General features: G+C 65.9%; 14 protein-coding genes. 7 read left to right on the plus strand and 7 right to left on the minus strand.

The genetic code is table 11. The features are described from left to right. Positions 1-22: 22 nt before the first annotated feature. Together fdxA and mutS are read right to left on the minus strand one after the other, a co-directional pair. Positions 23-346, minus strand: coding sequence for a ferredoxin FdxA (gene fdxA / locus GCU53_RS19025; RefSeq protein ID WP_152388994.1), 324 nt, complete (start codon positions 344-346; stop codon positions 23-25). A 134-nt stretch (positions 347-480) separates the two neighbouring features. Further along, positions 481-3,054 carry a DNA mismatch repair protein MutS gene (mutS, locus tag GCU53_RS19030; RefSeq protein WP_152388995.1) on the minus strand — a complete coding sequence of 858 codons (2,574 nt, stop codon included), beginning with the start codon at positions 3,052-3,054 and terminating at the stop codon, positions 481-483. Positions 3,055-3,263: 209 nt separating this feature from the next. On the opposite strand from mutS, the gene GCU53_RS19035 reads away from it, so the two are divergent. The 3 genes from GCU53_RS19035 to recX all read left to right on the plus strand — a co-directional run bounded on the left by GCU53_RS19035 (position 3,264) and on the right by recX (position 5,413). Then, the gene (locus tag GCU53_RS19035) at positions 3,264-3,797 is read left to right on the plus strand and encodes a CinA family protein (RefSeq protein ID WP_152388996.1); all 534 of its coding nucleotides are present in this window, start codon (positions 3,264-3,266) and stop codon (positions 3,795-3,797) included. An 87-nt stretch (positions 3,798-3,884) separates the two neighbouring features. Next, positions 3,885-4,934 carry a recombinase RecA gene (gene recA, locus GCU53_RS19040; protein ID WP_152388997.1) on the plus strand — a complete coding sequence of 350 codons (1,050 nt, stop codon included), beginning with the start codon at positions 3,885-3,887 and terminating at the stop codon, positions 4,932-4,934. Between the two features lie 11 nt (positions 4,935-4,945). Further along, the gene (gene recX, locus GCU53_RS19045) at positions 4,946-5,413 is read left to right on the plus strand and encodes a recombination regulator RecX (RefSeq protein ID WP_152388998.1); all 468 of its coding nucleotides are present in this window, start codon (positions 4,946-4,948) and stop codon (positions 5,411-5,413) included. Between the two features lie 194 nt (positions 5,414-5,607). On the opposite strand, the gene GCU53_RS19050 is transcribed toward recX, so the two are convergent. Both GCU53_RS19050 and GCU53_RS19055 read right to left on the minus strand, forming a co-directional pair. Then, a complete protein-coding gene (locus tag GCU53_RS19050; RefSeq protein ID WP_152388999.1) occupies positions 5,608-6,687 on the minus strand; it encodes an LOG family protein in 1,080 nt (359 codons plus the stop codon). A 145-nt stretch (positions 6,688-6,832) separates the two neighbouring features. Further along, on the minus strand, positions 6,833-8,239 hold the full coding sequence (locus GCU53_RS19055; protein ID WP_152389000.1) for an MBL fold metallo-hydrolase RNA specificity domain-containing protein: 1,407 nt from the start codon (positions 8,237-8,239) through the stop codon (positions 6,833-6,835). Between the two features lie 251 nt (positions 8,240-8,490). Here GCU53_RS19055 and GCU53_RS19060 point away from each other — a divergent pair, with 251 nt between their 5' ends. Then, a complete protein-coding gene (locus tag GCU53_RS19060) occupies positions 8,491-10,920 on the plus strand; it encodes a phosphoketolase family protein (RefSeq protein WP_152389001.1) in 2,430 nt (809 codons plus the stop codon). 30 nt (positions 10,921-10,950) lie between these two features. Here GCU53_RS19060 and GCU53_RS19065 read toward each other — a convergent pair whose 3' ends face one another. Further along, the gene (locus GCU53_RS19065) at positions 10,951-11,349 is read right to left on the minus strand and encodes a quorum-sensing-regulated virulence factor family protein (protein ID WP_152389002.1); all 399 of its coding nucleotides are present in this window, start codon (positions 11,347-11,349) and stop codon (positions 10,951-10,953) included. 207 nt (positions 11,350-11,556) lie between these two features. Here GCU53_RS19065 and GCU53_RS19070 point away from each other — a divergent pair, with 207 nt between their 5' ends. Together GCU53_RS19070 and erdR are read left to right on the plus strand one after the other, a co-directional pair. After that, positions 11,557-12,267, plus strand: coding sequence for a tRNA-uridine aminocarboxypropyltransferase (locus GCU53_RS19070; protein ID WP_208845322.1), 711 nt, complete (start codon positions 11,557-11,559; stop codon positions 12,265-12,267). 183 nt (positions 12,268-12,450) lie between these two features. Beyond that, complete coding sequence (gene erdR, locus GCU53_RS19075; RefSeq protein WP_152389004.1) at positions 12,451-13,098, plus strand: response regulator transcription factor ErdR; 648 nt, start codon at positions 12,451-12,453, stop codon at positions 13,096-13,098. Between the two features lie 23 nt (positions 13,099-13,121). Here erdR and GCU53_RS19080 read toward each other — a convergent pair whose 3' ends face one another. Continuing rightward, positions 13,122-14,048: a LysR family transcriptional regulator gene (locus tag GCU53_RS19080; protein WP_152389005.1), complete on the minus strand. Its 927-nt coding sequence runs from the start codon at positions 14,046-14,048 to the stop codon at positions 13,122-13,124. Between the two features lie 112 nt (positions 14,049-14,160). On the opposite strand from GCU53_RS19080, the gene fpr reads away from it, so the two are divergent. Then, positions 14,161-14,937, plus strand: a complete 777-nt coding sequence (fpr, locus tag GCU53_RS19085; protein ID WP_152389006.1) for a ferredoxin-NADP reductase — start codon at positions 14,161-14,163, stop codon at positions 14,935-14,937. 61 nt (positions 14,938-14,998) lie between these two features. On the opposite strand, the gene tsaA is transcribed toward fpr, so the two are convergent. After that, entirely contained in the window at positions 14,999-15,691 is a 693-nt protein-coding gene (gene tsaA / locus GCU53_RS19090; protein WP_152389007.1) for a tRNA (N6-threonylcarbamoyladenosine(37)-N6)-methyltransferase TrmO, read from the minus strand. Positions 15,692-15,743: the final 52 nt, after the last annotated feature.

The following is a 15,743-nucleotide window of genomic DNA, read 5'->3' on the forward strand; positions in this document are numbered from 1 at the left end:
GCCCTTTTCGTTTCTTGCCAGCTCAGCGTTCCAGGTGCTGCAGCTTGCCCTTCACGCCATCCCAGTCTTCGGCGTCCGGCAGGGCCTCTTTCTTCTCGGTGATGTTCGGCCAGACCTCCGCCAACTCGGCGTTCAGCTGGATGAACTCCTGCATGTCCTCGGGCACTTCGTCTTCGGAGAAGATGGCCTGGGCAGGGCACTCGGGCTCGCAGAGCGCACAATCGATGCACTCGTCCGGATGGATGACCAGAAAGTTCGGCCCTTCGTAGAAACAGTCTACCGGGCAGACTTCAACACAATCGGTGTACTTGCATTTGATGCAGTTGTCGGTGACGACGAAGGCCATTCCTGTGTTCTCCTCAGGCGCAGCTGTGGAGCCGAGCCGGCTCCCTGCTTGTATGTGAAGGGCGCCGGGCTTCAGGCTAAAGGTTCCGGCGCCTCCTGAAAGCGCGCGATTCTAGCAGTTTACTCGGGTATGCGTTAGAGCCGCGTTTTCCAGGTGTATAACAGTTCAAGCGCCTGGCGCGGGCTCAGATCGTCCGGCTTGAGATATGCCAATTCCTCCAGCAGGGGATGCGGCAGGCTGGCAAACAGATCGTTCTGGATCGGCGGCTGCGGTTTCCCCGCCTCGCGGCGCGGTGCCTCGTGGGGCAGGCTGGTGGTTTCCAGGCGCGCCAGGTGTTCGCGGGCGCGGGCGATCACCGGACCCGGCACGCCGGCCAGCTGGGCGACCGCCAGGCCGTAGCTCTGGCTGGCCGGCCCCGGCAGCACATGGTGCAGGAAGACGATGCGCTCGTTGTGCTCGGTGGCCGAGAGGTGCACGTTGGCTACCACGGGATGGCTCTCTGCCAAGGCGGTCAGCTCGAAGTAGTGGGTGGCGAACAGGGTCCAGGCGCGCAGCCCGGCCAGGTGTTCGGCCGCCGCCCAGGCCAGCGACAGGCCGTCGAAGGTGCTGGTGCCGCGGCCGACCTCGTCCATCAGCACCAGGCTGCGTTCGCTGGCATTGTGCAGGATGTTGGCGGTCTCGCTCATCTCCACCATGAAGGTGGAGCGTCCGCCGGCCAGGTCGTCGCTGGAGCCGATGCGGGTGAAGATGCGGTCCACCAGCGACAGCTCGCAGCTCGCCGCCGGGACGAAGCTGCCGATGTGGGCAAGCAGCACGATCAGCGCGGTTTGCCGCATGTAGGTGGATTTACCGCCCATGTTCGGCCCGGTGATGATCAGCATCCGGGTGCTGTCGTCGAGTTCCAGGTCGTTGGCGACGAAGGGTGTGTCCAGCACCTGCTCGACCACCGGGTGGCGGCCCTGGCGGATGTTCAGACGGGGCTCCTCGACGAAGCGCGGGCGATTGAAGTCGAGGTTCAAGGCCCGTTCGGCGAGGTTGGCCAGCACATCCAGCTCGGCGAGGGCGGCTGCGGTCTCCTGCAGTGGCGCCAACTGGGCGATGAGGGTCTCCAGGAGTTCCTCGTAGAGCGCCTTTTCCCGTGCCAGGGCGCGGCTCTTGGCCGACAGGGCCTTGTCCTCGAAGGCCTTGAGTTCGGGGGTGATGAAGCGTTCGGCGCCCTTCAGGGTCTGCCGGCGGATATAGTCGGCTGGTGCCTGCTCGGCCTGCACCCGGGGCAGTTCGATGTAATAGCCGTGGATGCGGTTGTAGCCGACCTTGAGGTTGGGCAGGCCGGTTCGCGCCTTCTCCCGCGCCTCCAGGTCCATGAGGAACTGGCCGGCGTTCTCGCTGAGCGAGAGCAGCTCGTCCAGCTCGGCATCGTAGCCCTGCTTGAGCACGCCGCCGTCGCGGATCACCGCCGGCGGATTGTCGATGATGGCGCGTGCCAGCAGCTCGGCCAGTTCCGGATAGGTCCGGATGCTGCCGGCCAGTGTCTGCAGGTGCGGCGCCTCCAGAGGGGTCAGCGCCGTCTGCAGCTGCGGCAGCGCGGCGAGGGCGTCGCGCAGGCGGGCGAGGTCGCGCGGGCGAGCGTTGCGCAGGCCGATGCGGGCGAGGATCCGCTCCACATCGCCGATCTCCTTGAGCTGCGGCTGCAGGCTCTCGAAGCGATAGTTCTCCTGCAGGCAGGCGATGGCATCCTGGCGCGCCATCAGCACGACGCGGTCGCGCAGCGGGCGGTTCAGCCAGCGGCCGAGCAGGCGACTGCCCATGGCCGTCTGGCAGCGGTCGACCACCGACTGCAGGGTATTGTCGCGTCCGCCGGCAAGATTGACGTCCAACTCCAGGTTGCGGCGGCTGGCGCCGTCGAGGATCACGGTATCGTCCAGGCGCTCGTGGCGCAGGCTGCGCAGATGCGGCAGGGCGGTGCGCTGGGTTTCCCTGGCGTAGGCCAGCAGACAGCCGGCGGCGCCGATGGCCAGGCTCAGGCCGTCGCAGCCGAATCCCTTCAGATCCTGAGTGGCGAACTGTTGGCAGAGGCTCTTGTACGCACTGTCGCAATCGAAGTCCCAGGGCGCGCGGCGGTGCGCGCCGCGGCGCTTCTCCAGCGGCAAGCCGGTCGGCCAGTCGTCGGGATACAGCAGCTCCGCGGGGTTGAGGCGTTCCAGTTCGGCCAGCAAATTCTCCCAGCCCTTGATTTCCTGCACGCTGAAGCGCCCGCTGGTGATGTCCAGCACTGCCAGGCCGAACAGCCGCTCATCGCCGAGCACCGCAGCCAGCAGGTTGTCGCGGCGCTCGTCGAGCAGGGCCTCGTCGCTGACCGTGCCGGGAGTGATGATGCGCACCACCTGGCGCTCCACCGGCCCCTTGGTGGTGGCCGGGTCGCCGATCTGCTCGCAGATCGCCACCGACTCGCCGAGCTTGACCAGCTTGGCCAGGTAGCCCTCGACCGAGTGGAAGGGAATGCCGGCCATGGGAATCGACTTGCCGGCCGACTGGCCGCGGGCGGTGAGGGTGATGTCGAGCAGCTTGGCGGCTTTCCTGGCGTCCTCGTAGAACAGCTCGTAGAAGTCGCCCATGCGGTAGAACATCAGCTGGTCCGGATGCTCGCGCTTGAGCTTCCAGTATTGCTGCATCATCGGGGTGTGTGCGGAGAGGTCTGGTTTATCCATCAGGATCAATAACTTGTGAAATGATCGGGCATGTGGGGCGGGGGGCTATTCAAGCACGGTTTCGCCTCTTTGGGCGCGGGTGGTGCGCTGGAATCCGCCGGGCAGGCGGCTGTGCGATGCGGTCTGGCCGCTGCGACCGTCCGAGCGCTTGCCCCGTGCCCGCATTGGAGTAGGGTATCGTCCTGCTGCGATTCTGCTTGGAGAACACCATGGACGAAATCACCCGACTCGCCGCCGAACTCGGCGAGGGTCTGCGCGCGCGCGGCGAGCAGGCGAGTACCGCCGAGTCCTGTACCGGCGGCGGCATTGCCGAGGCGATCACCCGCATTCCCGGCAGTTCGGCCTGGTTCGAGGCCGGCTACGTCACCTATTCGGACCGTCAGAAGAGCGCCCAGCTGGGTGTGCCGACCGACTTGCTCGAGCACTTCGGTGCGGTCAGCCGAGAGGTGGTCGAGGCCATGGCGCGCGGTGCCCAGGCGCGCAGCGGTGCTCGCTATGCCGTGGCGGTGAGCGGCGTCGCCGGCCCCGATGGCGGCTCGCCGGAGAAGCCGGTCGGCACCGTCTGGCTGGCCTGGGCCGATGGCGAGCGCTTGTCCGTGATGCGTCGGCAGTTTCCCGGCGATCGTGGCGAAGTGCGCCGACGAACGGTGCAGGCTGCCCTGGCCGGTCTGATCCGCCTGATTGCCGGCGAGACGTCCGAAGGAGGTGTCGGGCATCACGGAAATGGAGCGGTCCAGGGGTAGGCGGACGGACTTTTCCTGTGCTCTAATACTGTCTACTTATACAGTGTGTGGTGGCCGTCAGGCCCTTCTGAATACGCGAGGTCTTCAATGGACGAGAACAAGAAGCGTGCCTTGGCTGCGGCCTTGGGCCAGATCGAAAAGCAGTTCGGCAAGGGCGCGGTGATGCGCATGGGCGACCACGAGCGCCAGGCGATTCCGGCCATTTCCACCGGCTCCCTGGGTCTGGACATCGCGCTTGGCATCGGCGGCCTGCCCAAGGGACGGATCGTCGAGATCTATGGCCCCGAGTCCTCCGGCAAGACCACCCTGACCCTGTCGACCATCGCCGAGGCGCAGAAGCAGGGCGCCACCTGCGCCTTCGTCGACGCCGAGCACGCGCTCGATCCGGACTATGCCGCCAAGCTCGGGGTGAACGTCGACGACCTCTTGGTCTCGCAGCCCGATACCGGCGAGCAGGCTCTGGAGATCACCGACATGCTGGTGCGCTCCAACGCAGTGGACGTGATCATCGTCGACTCCGTGGCAGCACTGGTGCCCAAGGCGGAGATCGAGGGGGAGATGGGCGACCAGCACGTCGGCCTGCAGGCGCGTCTGATGTCCCAGGCCCTGCGTAAGATCACCGGCAACATCAAGAACGCCAACTGCCTGGTCATCTTCATCAACCAGATCCGCATGAAGATCGGCGTGATGTTCGGCAACCCGGAAACCACCACCGGCGGCAATGCCCTGAAGTTCTACGCCTCCGTGCGTCTGGATATCCGCCGTACCGGCGCGGTGAAGGAGAGCGACGAGGTGATCGGCAGCGAGACCCGCGTCAAGGTGGTGAAGAACAAGGTCGCGCCGCCGTTCCGCCAGGCCGAGTTCCAGATTCTCTACGGCAAGGGCATCTACCGCAACGGCGAGATCATCGACCTCGGTGTGCAGCTCGGCCTGCTGGAGAAGTCCGGCGCCTGGTACAGCTACCAGGGCAACAAGATCGGCCAGGGCAAGGCCAATGCGGCCAAGTTCCTCGAGGATAATCCGGAAGTCGCTGCAGCCATCGAGAAGAGCATCCGCGATCAACTGCTCGCCTCGCCTGCCAATGCCCGTCCGGCAGCCTTGGCCGAAGAGCCCGCCGATGCGGATCTTGACTACTAAGTTCGTCGGCAATGGGCCCGCTCGACAATCCCGCCGCTGTGCGGCGGGCTGCCATGGACCTGCTGGCCCGTCGTGAGCACGGGCGGGTCGAACTGGCCCGCAAGCTGCTCCGGCGCGGTGCCTCGCCTGAGCTGGTCGAGACTGCCCTCGACCGTCTGGCGGACGAGGGGCTGCTCAGCGAGTCCCGCTATCTGGAAGCCTTCGTGGCCAGCCGTGCCCGTGCCGGCTACGGTCCCCTGCGGATTCGCGAGGAGCTGGCCCAGCGCGGTCTTCCGCGGCAGGCCATCGAGCAGGCGCTGCGCGAGAGCAGCTTGGACTGGGCCGAGCTGCTGACCGACACCTGGCGACGCAAGTTCGCCGGCTGCCTGCCCGGCGACGCGCGCGAGCGTGCCCGCCAGGGGCGTTTCCTTGGCTACCGCGGTTTCCCTCCAGAAATGATCAACCGCTTGCTGCGTGGTGGCTTGTCCGGCGACTGCTGAGTCTTGCCACTTGCGGAGGCGCCCGGCTGTCGTGGCGTTGGTTCAGCGTAGAGCGACCTTCCGCATTCCTGCCGTTCAGGGCCAGGGCGCTCGCTGCCATGCCATGCATGGCGGCGCGTGCCGAGTGTGGTGGGCATTGCGCTGTGTCTGCGCGGCCGGTGGCCTGGCTGTGCAGGCCTTGGCATCGCGCGGGGTCAGGCCTTGACGGCCCAGTTCCGCGAGAGGTTGATGAAGTTGAGCAGTTCGCGCAGCCGGCCGTGGTCGCGGGCATTGAAGATGAAGCTCAGACGCGTCAGATGGCAGAGTTCCGGTTCGTCCTGTTCGCTTTCGCAGGAGCCCTGCTGCTCGAAGGTGCCACTCAGGCAGAGGTCGGCGAACTCGTCGCACAGGTGGGTCAGCGCTGCCTCGCTCAGGAGGTGATGCATGCGGATGACGAAGCGGTCCTTGATCCAGCGACTGGAGTGGTAGTTGCGGTAGAACTGGGCAATTTCCTCGGCCGCTTCCTCGGCGCTGTTGGCCAGGTTGAGCAGATGCATGTCGCTGGGCAGGATGTAGCGGTTGCCTTCCAGCTGCTTGCGGATGAACTGCAGGGCATCCGCCCAGTAGGTGCCGCCCGGCTCGTCCAGCAGGACCACCGGAACCAGCGGGCTCTTGCCGGTCTGGATCAGGGTCAGCACCTCCAGCGCCTCGTCCAGGGTGCCGAAGCCGCCGGGGCAGAGGATCAGCGCATCGGCTTCCTTGACGAAGAACAGCTTGCGCACGAAGAAGAAGTGGAAGGACATCAGGTTCGGCGTGCCTTCGACCGTGGGGTTGGCATGCTGTTCGAAGGGCAGGGTGATGTTGAAGCCGAGGCTGTTTTCCAGCCCGGCGCCTTCGTGGGCGGCGGCCATGATGCCGCCGCCGGCTCCGGTGATGACCATCAGGTCATGACGTGCCAGGGTGCGGCCGAGTTCGCGTGCCAGGGCGTACAGCGGGTGTTCGATCGGCGTGCGCGCCGAGCCGAATACGGTGACCTTGCGGCGACGCTTGAACTGCTCGAGGCGGCTGAAGGCCTGCTCCATTTCACGCAGGGTCTGCAGCATGATCTTGGCGTCCCAGCGGTTGCGGTCGGCCTGGGCCATGCGGATGACGGTGTACAGCATCTCCCGGTAGAGGGGGAGGTTGGGGCTGGTTTCAGGAACGATTTCATCGACCAGGGCATCGACGAGCGCATTGATGTCGACGCCGCTGGTCTGGAAATGACGAGAAAGGAACTCGTCCGATTCGAAAGGCATGGACTTCTCCTTGGGCGCGGAATCTTGACGATGCTGTGGACAGCATCGCTCCGATGGCAGGCCTGGTCATCATGACGGCCCGGTATGGCGGCGGTCGGTCCATTTTTTATTCCGGCTCGCTCGGCCATCTTACTGCCGCTTTGCCTTAGATTGCTATTTGCTCACCTCGCTCGGGAATGGTGGCTGTCCAGTTCAGGCGTTCATGCAGGACCTGCTGCAGGACCTGCATCTTTTCCCGTTCTCCATGTACCAGATATAGCTCGGGACGGTGATCGAAGTGCCGCACCCAGTCGATTAGCTGGGACTGACCGGCATGGGCTGAGAAGCCGCCGAGGGTATGCACCTGGGCGCGCACGGCGATGCGCTGATGAAGCACCTTGACGTTGCTGGCGCCGTCGACGATGCGTCGTCCCAGAGTGCCCTGTGCCTGGAAGCCAGGGAACACCAGATGGCATTCCTGACGCCACAGGTTGTGCTTGAAGTGATGCACGATGCGCCCGCCGGTGCACATGCCGCTGCCGGCGATGATGATGGCGCCGCTCTTGATCCGGTTGATTGCCATCGATTCCTCCGGGGTGGGCGTCGTGCGCAGGATCGGCAGCCAGTCTTCGGCGCGCTTGACCCCCTTGGCCTGCAGCAGGCTGCGATCCACCGGGTCGAACTCTTCCGCGAAGTGCGAATAGATGGCATTGGCGCGGATCGCCATGGGACTGTCGAGGAACACCGCCTGCTGAGGCAGGCGACCCTCCTGGTAGAAGCGCCCCAGGTAGAAGAGCAGGTCCTGGGTGCGGCCGACGGCGAAGGAGGGGATCAGCACGTTGCCGCCGTCGCGATGGGCCTTCTGCAGGATCTCGGCGAACTCTTCGAGGGTTTCTTCGCTGTTGCGGTGGTCTCGATCGCCGTAGGTGGATTCGAGCAGCACCAGGTCGGCCCGCGACAGTGGCGTCGGGTCGCGCATCAGGGGAGTGCAGGTGTTGCCGAGGTCGCCGGAGAACACCAGATGGCGAGTCAGGTGGTGATCATGCAGCTCCATCTCGACGATGGCCGAGCCGAGGATATGCCCGGCCTGGTGAAAGGTGACGATCACGCCCGGTGCCACCTCCAGCGGGGTACCATAAGGCTGCGGGCGGCACAGGGAGAGCGCCTTCTCGGCGTCGGCCGTGGTGTAGAGCGGCTGCACCGGCGACTTGCCGAGACGGGCCCGCCACTTGTTCTCCCATGCCGCGTCGTTTTCCTGCAGGTGGGCTGCATCCAGCAGCATCAGGTCCATCAGTTCGCAGGTGGCTTCGGTGGCGAAGATCGGCCCCCGGTAGCCGGCGGCGGCCAAGCGCGGCAGCAAGCCGCTGTGATCGATGTGCGCATGGGAAATGACCACGGCGTTGAGGCTGCCCGGGTCGAAGGGAAACGGCCGGGCGTTGACCTCCTCTTCCTCGCGGCGGCCTCCCTGGCGCATGCCGCATTCGAGCAGCACGCGGCTGCCGTCGCGCGTCTCGACCAGGTAGCAGGAGCCGGTCACTTCTTGAATCGCACCGAGAAAGCTGAGCAGGGCCATGTTATTTCCTTGACTGCGGACAATGGGGGGCAGAGTGTCGGCGCTGACCGTCAGCTCGCCCTGATATGAATCATCATAGTTGCAGACCGAACTAATCGATCTATAAGAACGCTCCCCGTGGCTGCCTGGCCAGGAAAGGGCAGCCGGCTGCACTGTGCCCGGGTTGCCGGCCGGCCGAGAGACCCCGTCGATGAGTTCAGGCGCGGGGAAGATGGCATAGACTGCAATGGATATTCATGATGGAGCCCGCAATGCCTCAGATTCTCCCGCCCCTCGCCGAGCTGGACGAGCACGCCCGGGTCGAGCCTTCGTTTGAGCAGTGGCGCCAGGGCTATGGTCCCCTGCAGCATGCCGCCGAAACCCAGGCCGGAGTATTCCGTCTGGCCCACCAACTGGTCCAGGCCGGCCTGCAGCCCGATGTGGCCAGCGTCTACCGCCTGCTGTACGCGCTCGACCGTCTGGCCGCCGCGGGGCTCTGGCTGGTGGTGCACATGACCTATGCCCGGCGCGTGCGCCTGGATGGCACGCCGCTCGAGGCCGAGGACTTCAAGGCCAATCCGGAAGGCCATACCGGCGGCGCGCTGAACATGGTGCCGGCTTATGCCGGCTATCTCGCCCTGAACGTCCTGAGCGGCGAGAACCGCGGCTGGCTGATGGGCCAAGGACATTGCGTGGCGGCCATCGACGCGCTCAACCTGCTGACCGGCAACCAACTGCCCGAGCAGGCTCGTGCCTATCCCGGCGACGAGGCCGGCATGACCCGTCTGGTGCAGGATTTCTACAGCTACCGGCAGGCTGCCGACGGTCGTCCGGCCGTGCCGCTGGGCAGCCATGTCAATGCCCATACCGCCGGCGGGATCGCCGAAGGCGGCTACCTGGGCTTCGCCGAGCTGCAGTATGCGCACCTGCCCCTGCCCGGGGAGACCTTGGTGGCCTTCCTCTCCGACGGCGCCGCCGAGGAGCAGCGCGGCAGCGACTGGATGCCGCGCTGGTGGCGCGCCGAGGACTGCGGCGCGGCGCTGCCGGTGATGATCGCCAACGGCCGGCGCATCGAACAGCGCACCGAACTGGGCAGCCACGAGGGGCTGGAGGGTTTCCGCCAGCACTTGCGCCGCTGTGGCTTCGATCCGATCGGCTTCGACGGTCGTGATCCGGCGGCCTTCGCCTGTACGCTCTGGGAAATGCAGCAGCGCCTGGGGCGGCGGGTGGAGGAGCTGGAGCGGGGCATCCTCGGCTACCCGCTGCCGATTCCCTATGGCATCGCCGAGACGATCAAGGGTTTCGGCTTTTACGGTGCCGGCAGCAATGCCGCACACAATCTGCCGCTGCCGGGCTGCCCGCAGCGCGACGCCGATTCGCGGGTGCTGTTCAACCGCCATGCCGCAGCGCTGTGGGTTCCACCACAGGAGCTTTCGGCCGCCTGCGCGCTGTTCACCGGCGCGCGCCAGGGCCGTCCGTTGCCGCGCGACAACCCGCTTGCCCTGCGCCATCCGCCGGCACCGGCAATGCCTGCACTGCACTACTGCAAGCCGGGCGAGCGGATATCGCCGATGGCGGCGCTGGACCGTTTCTTCGTCGATCTGGTGCTGGCCAATCCGGAGCTGCGCCCGCGCGTCGGCAATCCCGACGAACTGGCCAGCAACCGTCTGGGCAGTGTGCTCAAGGCGCTCAAGCATCGCGTCTGTCAGCCCGAGAGCGAACTCGAGGCGCTGGACGGCAAGGTCATCACCGCGCTGAACGAGGAGGCGGTGGTCTCCGCCTGTCTGGGCAACCAGGGCGGGCTCAACCTGGTGGCCAGCTACGAGGCCTTCTGCGTGAAGATGCTCGGCGCGGTGCGGCAGTGCCTGATCTTCGCCCGCCAGCAGAAGGAGGTCGGCCGACCGGCCGGCTGGCTGGGCTGGCCGCTGGTGGCCACCTCGCATACCTGGGAAAACGGCAAGAACCAGCAGTCGCACCAGGACACCACCTTCAGCGAGGCGCTGCTCGGCGAGATGGGCGACATGCTGCGGGTGCTCTTCCCGGCCGACCACAACAGCCTGCTCGCTCTGCTGCCGTCACTCTACGAGGCACGCGGACAACTGGCCTGCCTGGTCGTGCCCAAGCGCGACCGCCCGGTGCTGTTCGATCGCTCGCAGGCCGAGCAATTGGCACGCGAGGGGGCATTGATCGTCGAGGAGTTGGCCGGAGCCGAACCGTTGCTGCTGATCGCCAACGGCAGCTACCAGCTGGCGGAGATGTGCCGCGCGGCCGAGCGTCTGAGGGCGGCCGGCCAGGCCTATCGGCTGGTCTATCTGCAGGAGCCGGGACGCTTCCGCGCACCGCGCGATCGCTGGGAGTCGGCGGCGCTGGCCAATCCTCAGGTGATCGCTCGGCTGTTCCCGGACAGCCACGCGCGCCGTGTGCTGCTGACCCACATGCGTCCGGAGGTCGCCCGTGGACATCTCTGGTCGATCCTGCCGGATGCGCGCCGCACGCTGGCACTTGGCTACCGCAATGTCGGGGGTACCTTGGACGAGGCCGGCATGCTGTTCGCCAACCACGCCAGCTGGGCCCATGTCCTGGAGGCCTGCGCCACGCTGCTGGAGGTGCCGGCCACCACGCTGCTTACCCGGGAGGAGGCCGACATTCTCGCCGGGCGAGGCGATCCGGCGCAGCTGCATGCGTCCTGTCAGGGCGTTTGAGGCGATATCGGGCGTCGCCGGCTGTGCTGCTTACAGGTTGCAGTCGGCGGCGCGGTAGCGTTCTGTGGTCACCGGGCGGTTGCTCTGGTACTCGGTGAACTGGTAGCGCAGCACTGCGCCCTTGGCGAGCAGTTGGCGAAAGCCCCGGTTGCTGCACACGCTGCCGAGCAGCTGGCTGCGCACGGCATCGGGATGGGCACGCATCTGCTGGGCGTGCGAGGTCCGCACGCTGAGGTGGTTGACCAGCTCGTTGCCCTCCACCGTATAGCCTTGGTCGAGGATGTCTTCGTTGATCGCGCGCGGGGTGCCTGTGCTGCTTTCCTTGGCCACCTTCTCCAGCATCCTGGTCAGCTCGTAGTCCTTCAGGGAGGCGGCCAGGGCCGCTGCCGGCAGAAGAAGGAGGAGGGCAAAAGCAGTCGGTCGCAACATGGGAATCTCCTGGAGTGGGGTGCCGGCGATCCGGGCCGATATTCCGGCAGTCGAGGCGTCGCATTATAGGTGCGTCTGCAGTGGGGACAATGTCGGACTTCCCGTCCGCCGGGCTGGGCTTGTCCGGGGCTCTGCTAGACTGCCGCTCCCCGATTCCTGCCCGTACCGACGATCGTGCCCATTTCCCATGACCTTTGCGCCATACCCGTGAGCCATGCCGTGTCCCGCCTGCGCGAGGAGCGTCTGACACGCAGCCTGAAGCCCTTCCAGGCGCGCGGTTCGCGAACGCCACGCTGTCCGGCCTGCCGGGTACCCGTCAGCCATTGCCTGTGTGCCTGGCGTCCGCGGATCGCAACCGAGTCCGGCGTCTGCCTGCTGATGCACGACATCGAGCCGCTCAAGCCGAGCAACACCGGATGGCTGATCGCCGACGTGGTGGCCAATACCACCGCCTTCGGCTGGTCGCGTACCGCGGTGGATGCGCGTCTGCCGGCGCTGCTCGACGATCCGCAGTGGCAGCCCTATGTGGTGTTTCCCGGCGAGTATGCGGCGCCGCAGCGGGTGGTGGGCGAGGTGTGCCGGGAGGAGGGTCGGCGGCCGCTGTTCATTCTCCTCGATGCCACCTGGACCGAGGCGCGCAAGATGTTCCGCAAGAGCCCCTATCTCGATGATCTGCCGGTGCTCGGCCTGCAGCCGGAGCAGCTGTCGCGCTACCGTCTGCGCCGCTCGAAGCGCGACGACCACCTGTGCACCGCGGAGGTTGCCGCACTCTGCCTTGAGTTGGCTGGCGACGAGCGGGCTGGCGAGGCGTTGGCCGCCTACCTGGATGTGTTCACCGATCATTACCTGGCGGCCAAGCGGAATCGCCCCCTGGATTTCAACGACGAGCTTCATCGGCGCCTGCGTACCTTTCTCTGAGGCACGAAAACTCTGCGCAGGACAAGCGAAGCGCCCCCGCCCGCCGCGAAAAACGCGTAAACTGCTGTTTTCCGCCTGAATGACCGGCCACACCCGTCCTGCGGGTGTGGAGCCGCTGGTCAGATTGTCCTGTCCCGGCTCGCTGTCGCATCAGGTCTACACGACAAGAAACGGGATCCGCCAATGCTTTCTTATGAAATCCTGATCGCCGATGACCATCCGCTGTTTCGCAGTGCCTTGCAGCAGGCCCTGACCCTCGGGCTGGGTCCCGTGGTGCGGCTGGTGGAGGCGGACAGCATCGCCGCGCTGGAGGCCCGCCTCGAGGAAAAGGCGGACTGGGACCTGGTCCTGCTCGATCTCAACATGCCTGGCGCTCATGGTTTTTCCGGGCTGGTCCTGCTGCGCGGACAGTACCCGCAGATTCCGGTGGTGATGATCTCTGCCCAGGAGGACGCCGCAGTGGTGGCGAGAGCCCGCGAATTCGGTGCGTCCGGCTTCATTCCCAAATCGAGTCCCCTGGAGACCCTGCAGCAGGCGGTGCGTGCGGTGCTCGACGGCGACGAGTGGTGGCCCCCGCAGATCCAGGAAACGGTCAGCGTTTCCGCCGAGGCCAAGGCCGCCAGCGCCGGCCTGGCCAGCCTGACGCCCCAGCAGTTCCGCGTGCTGAGCATGGTCTGCGACGGTCTGCTGAACAAGCAGATCGCTTATGAGCTGAACGTCTCCGAAGCGACCGTCAAGGCCCATGTGACGGCGATCTTCCGCAAGCTCGGAGTGCGCACCCGCACCCAGGCGGCCCTGCTGCTGCAGCAGCTGGAGTCGCTGCCGGCCTGAGCCGCCGATGCAGCCGCCGCTCGTCAAGCGATCGGCGGCAGGACAATCTCGTCGCTGCGCCGCACTCCGGCGGTCAGTGCCCGGCACTGTTCGAGAAATTCGCGCATGGCCGCGGTATGCAGCTTCTGCTTGTGCCAGAGGAAGCAGAACTGTCGCCTCAGATCCAGCTCTGGAGTTTCCACCGGCACCAGGCTGCCGCGGCGAAAGGCGTCGCGCAGGGCCAGGCGGGAGATGCAGCCGATTCCCAGGCTGGACTCGACCGCACGCTTGATCGCCTCGGTATGCTCCAGCTCCAGACGGATATTCAGCGCCGGGCAATGATGGCGCATGGCCTGATCGAAGGTCAGGCGCGTGCCTGAGCCCTGTTCGCGAAGGATCCAGGCCTCGCCGACGAGCTCGCCCAGACTCGCCCGGCCGCGCTGCGCCAAGGGGTGCTGCGGGGCGCAGAACACCACCAGTTCGTCTTCCACCCAGGGCTGCAGCTCCACGTCGGGATGCTGGCAGCTGCCCTCGATCAGGCCGAGATCCAGTTCGTGATTGGCCACCTGCTGGACGATGTGCGCAGTGTTCTGCACGTGCAGCCGGACCCGCGACTCCGGGTGGCGCTGCATGAAGGCGCCGATCAGTAGGGTCGCCAGGTAGTTGCCCACGGTCAGCGTGGCGCCCACGGCCAGCGAGCCGAACCCCTCCTTGCCATTGAGCAGCTCCTCGATCTCCCGTGCCTGGTTGAGCAGCGCCATCGCCTGGGGCAGCAATTGCCGGCCCAGGGCATTGAGCTTCAGGCGCTTGCCGGCGCGATCGAAGAGCAGGCAGTCGGACTGGCGCTCGAGTTCAGTCAGCGAGGTACTGGCCGCCGACTGGGAGAGGGCGAGGGATTCGGCCGCGCGGGTGACGCTTTCCAGACGGGCCACGGCGGCGAAGACCTCAAGCTGGCGCAGGGTGAATCGCATATCTATATAACCGATTATCCATATCTTGATAATTTACTTAACAGATAGTTTGCCGGCTCCTAGAATTGGCGGCAATCCTGCCGCCAGGCAGCACCAGCCGAAGGAGCCCCTAATGAGCAATCTGAACGTAGAGCGTGTCCTCAGTGTTCATCACTGGAACGATACCCTGTTCAGTTTCAAGACCACCCGCAACCCCGGCCTGCGTTTCGAGAACGGTCAGTTCGTGATGATCGGCCTCGAGGTCGAGGGGCGCCCCCTGATGCGGGCCTACAGCATTGCCAGCCCGAACTACGAGGAGCATCTCGAGTTCTTTAGCATCAAGGTGCAGAACGGTCCGCTCACTTCGCGCCTGCAGCACCTGAAGGAGGGCGACGAGCTGATGGTCAGCCGCAAGCCCACCGGTACCCTGGTGACCGGCGACCTGCTGCCCGGCAAGCACCTCTACATGCTCAGCACCGGCACTGGCCTTGCGCCCTTCATGAGCCTGATCCAGGATCCGGAGGTCTACGAGCGTTTCGAGAAGGTGGTGCTGATCCACGGCGTGCGTCAGGTCAGCGAGCTGGCCTATCAGCAGTTCATCACCGAGCACCTGCCGCAGAACGAGTACTTCGGCGATGCGGTGAGGGAAAAGCTGATCTACTACCCGACCGTCACCCGCGAGCCCTATCGCAATCAGGGGCGCCTCACCGATCTGATGCGCAACGGCAAGCTGTTCGAGGATATCGGCCTGCCGCCGCTCAACCCGCAGGACGACCGCGCGATGATCTGTGGCAGCCCGAGCATGCTCGACGAGACCTGCGAGGTGCTGGACAGCTTCGGCCTGAAGATCTCTCCGCGCATGGGCGAGCCGGGCGACTACCTGATCGAGCGCGCCTTCGTCGAGAAGTAGAAGCGCATTTTTCTCTCGCGAAGCCCGGCCTGTCCGGGCTTCTTCGTTTCTGGTACGCGGCTCAGGCCTGCAGCACTTCCAGCACGCGGATTCGTCCCGGCTGCGGGTAATGCCAGCGCACCTCCACATCCCAGAACCGCACCCCATAGCGACGCGAGGGCTCCGGTACCTGGTAGGCCGGGCGCGGATCCTGGGCCAGGCATTGCTCGATCAGCTCGACCAGCGGCTCGCCGAGGCGAGTGGCCTGTGCCTGCGCCTGCAGTCGTGCCGATTCGCTCCAGTCGACGGGAATCGCCGGCGGCGGCGCCTCGGCGATAGCGTTGCGGGCCTGCAGAAGACAGTCTGCATAGGGGACGTAGGGCTTGATGTCGAGCACCGGGGTACCGTCCAGAAGATCGATGCCGGACAGCCACAGGCGTCCTGCCTCGACCTTCTCCAGCCTGACCACCGACTGGCCGATACCATTGGGTCTGTGGGTCGAGCGGGTGGCGAACACCCCGAGCGAGCGGTTGCCGCCTAGGCGGGGAGGGCGGACCTTGAGGCGTGGTTTTTCCTCCAGGGCCTGATGGAAGAGGAACAGCAGCCAGACATGGCTGACCTGCTCGAGCCCCTCGACAGCCTGGCCCTGATCGAAGGGCGGCAGCAGCTCCAGCACACCTCGGGCGGCCGGCGCCAGTTGCGGCTGACGCGGAATGGCGAATTTTTCCTTGAAGCAGGAGCGCAGGTAGCCGATCGGCGAGACGGAATGGAGCATGCTGGCAGGCGTATGCGGGCGGGCCGCCATGGTAGCGCATTCGCCGGACGTC

The sequence above is a fragment of the Azotobacter salinestris genome (assembly GCF_009363155.1).
Lineage (GTDB): Bacteria > Pseudomonadota > Gammaproteobacteria > Pseudomonadales > Pseudomonadaceae > Azotobacter > Azotobacter salinestris.

Coding starts and splice junctions, on each gene's coding strand:
- GCU53_RS19060 (WP_152389001.1), top strand. CDS start 8,491: ATGCCTCAGATTCTCCCGCCCCTCGCCGAGCTGGACGAGCACGCCCGG.
- recA (WP_152388997.1), top strand. CDS start 3,885: ATGGACGAGAACAAGAAGCGTGCCTTGGCTGCGGCCTTGGGCCAGATC.
- recX (WP_152388998.1), top strand. CDS start 4,946: ATGGGCCCGCTCGACAATCCCGCCGCTGTGCGGCGGGCTGCCATGGAC.
- GCU53_RS19050 (WP_152388999.1), bottom strand. CDS start 6,687: ATGCCTTTCGAATCGGACGAGTTCCTTTCTCGTCATTTCCAGACCAGC.
- fpr (WP_152389006.1), top strand. CDS start 14,161: ATGAGCAATCTGAACGTAGAGCGTGTCCTCAGTGTTCATCACTGGAAC.
- erdR (WP_152389004.1), top strand. CDS start 12,451: ATGCTTTCTTATGAAATCCTGATCGCCGATGACCATCCGCTGTTTCGC.
- tsaA (WP_152389007.1), bottom strand. CDS start 15,691: ATGCTCCATTCCGTCTCGCCGATCGGCTACCTGCGCTCCTGCTTCAAG.
- GCU53_RS19080 (WP_152389005.1), bottom strand. CDS start 14,048: ATGCGATTCACCCTGCGCCAGCTTGAGGTCTTCGCCGCCGTGGCCCGT.
- mutS (WP_152388995.1), bottom strand. CDS start 3,054: ATGGATAAACCAGACCTCTCCGCACACACCCCGATGATGCAGCAATAC.
- GCU53_RS19065 (WP_152389002.1), bottom strand. CDS start 11,349: ATGTTGCGACCGACTGCTTTTGCCCTCCTCCTTCTTCTGCCGGCAGCG.
- GCU53_RS19035 (WP_152388996.1), top strand. CDS start 3,264: ATGGACGAAATCACCCGACTCGCCGCCGAACTCGGCGAGGGTCTGCGC.
- fdxA (WP_152388994.1), bottom strand. CDS start 346: ATGGCCTTCGTCGTCACCGACAACTGCATCAAATGCAAGTACACCGAT.
- GCU53_RS19055 (WP_152389000.1), bottom strand. CDS start 8,239: ATGGCCCTGCTCAGCTTTCTCGGTGCGATTCAAGAAGTGACCGGCTCC.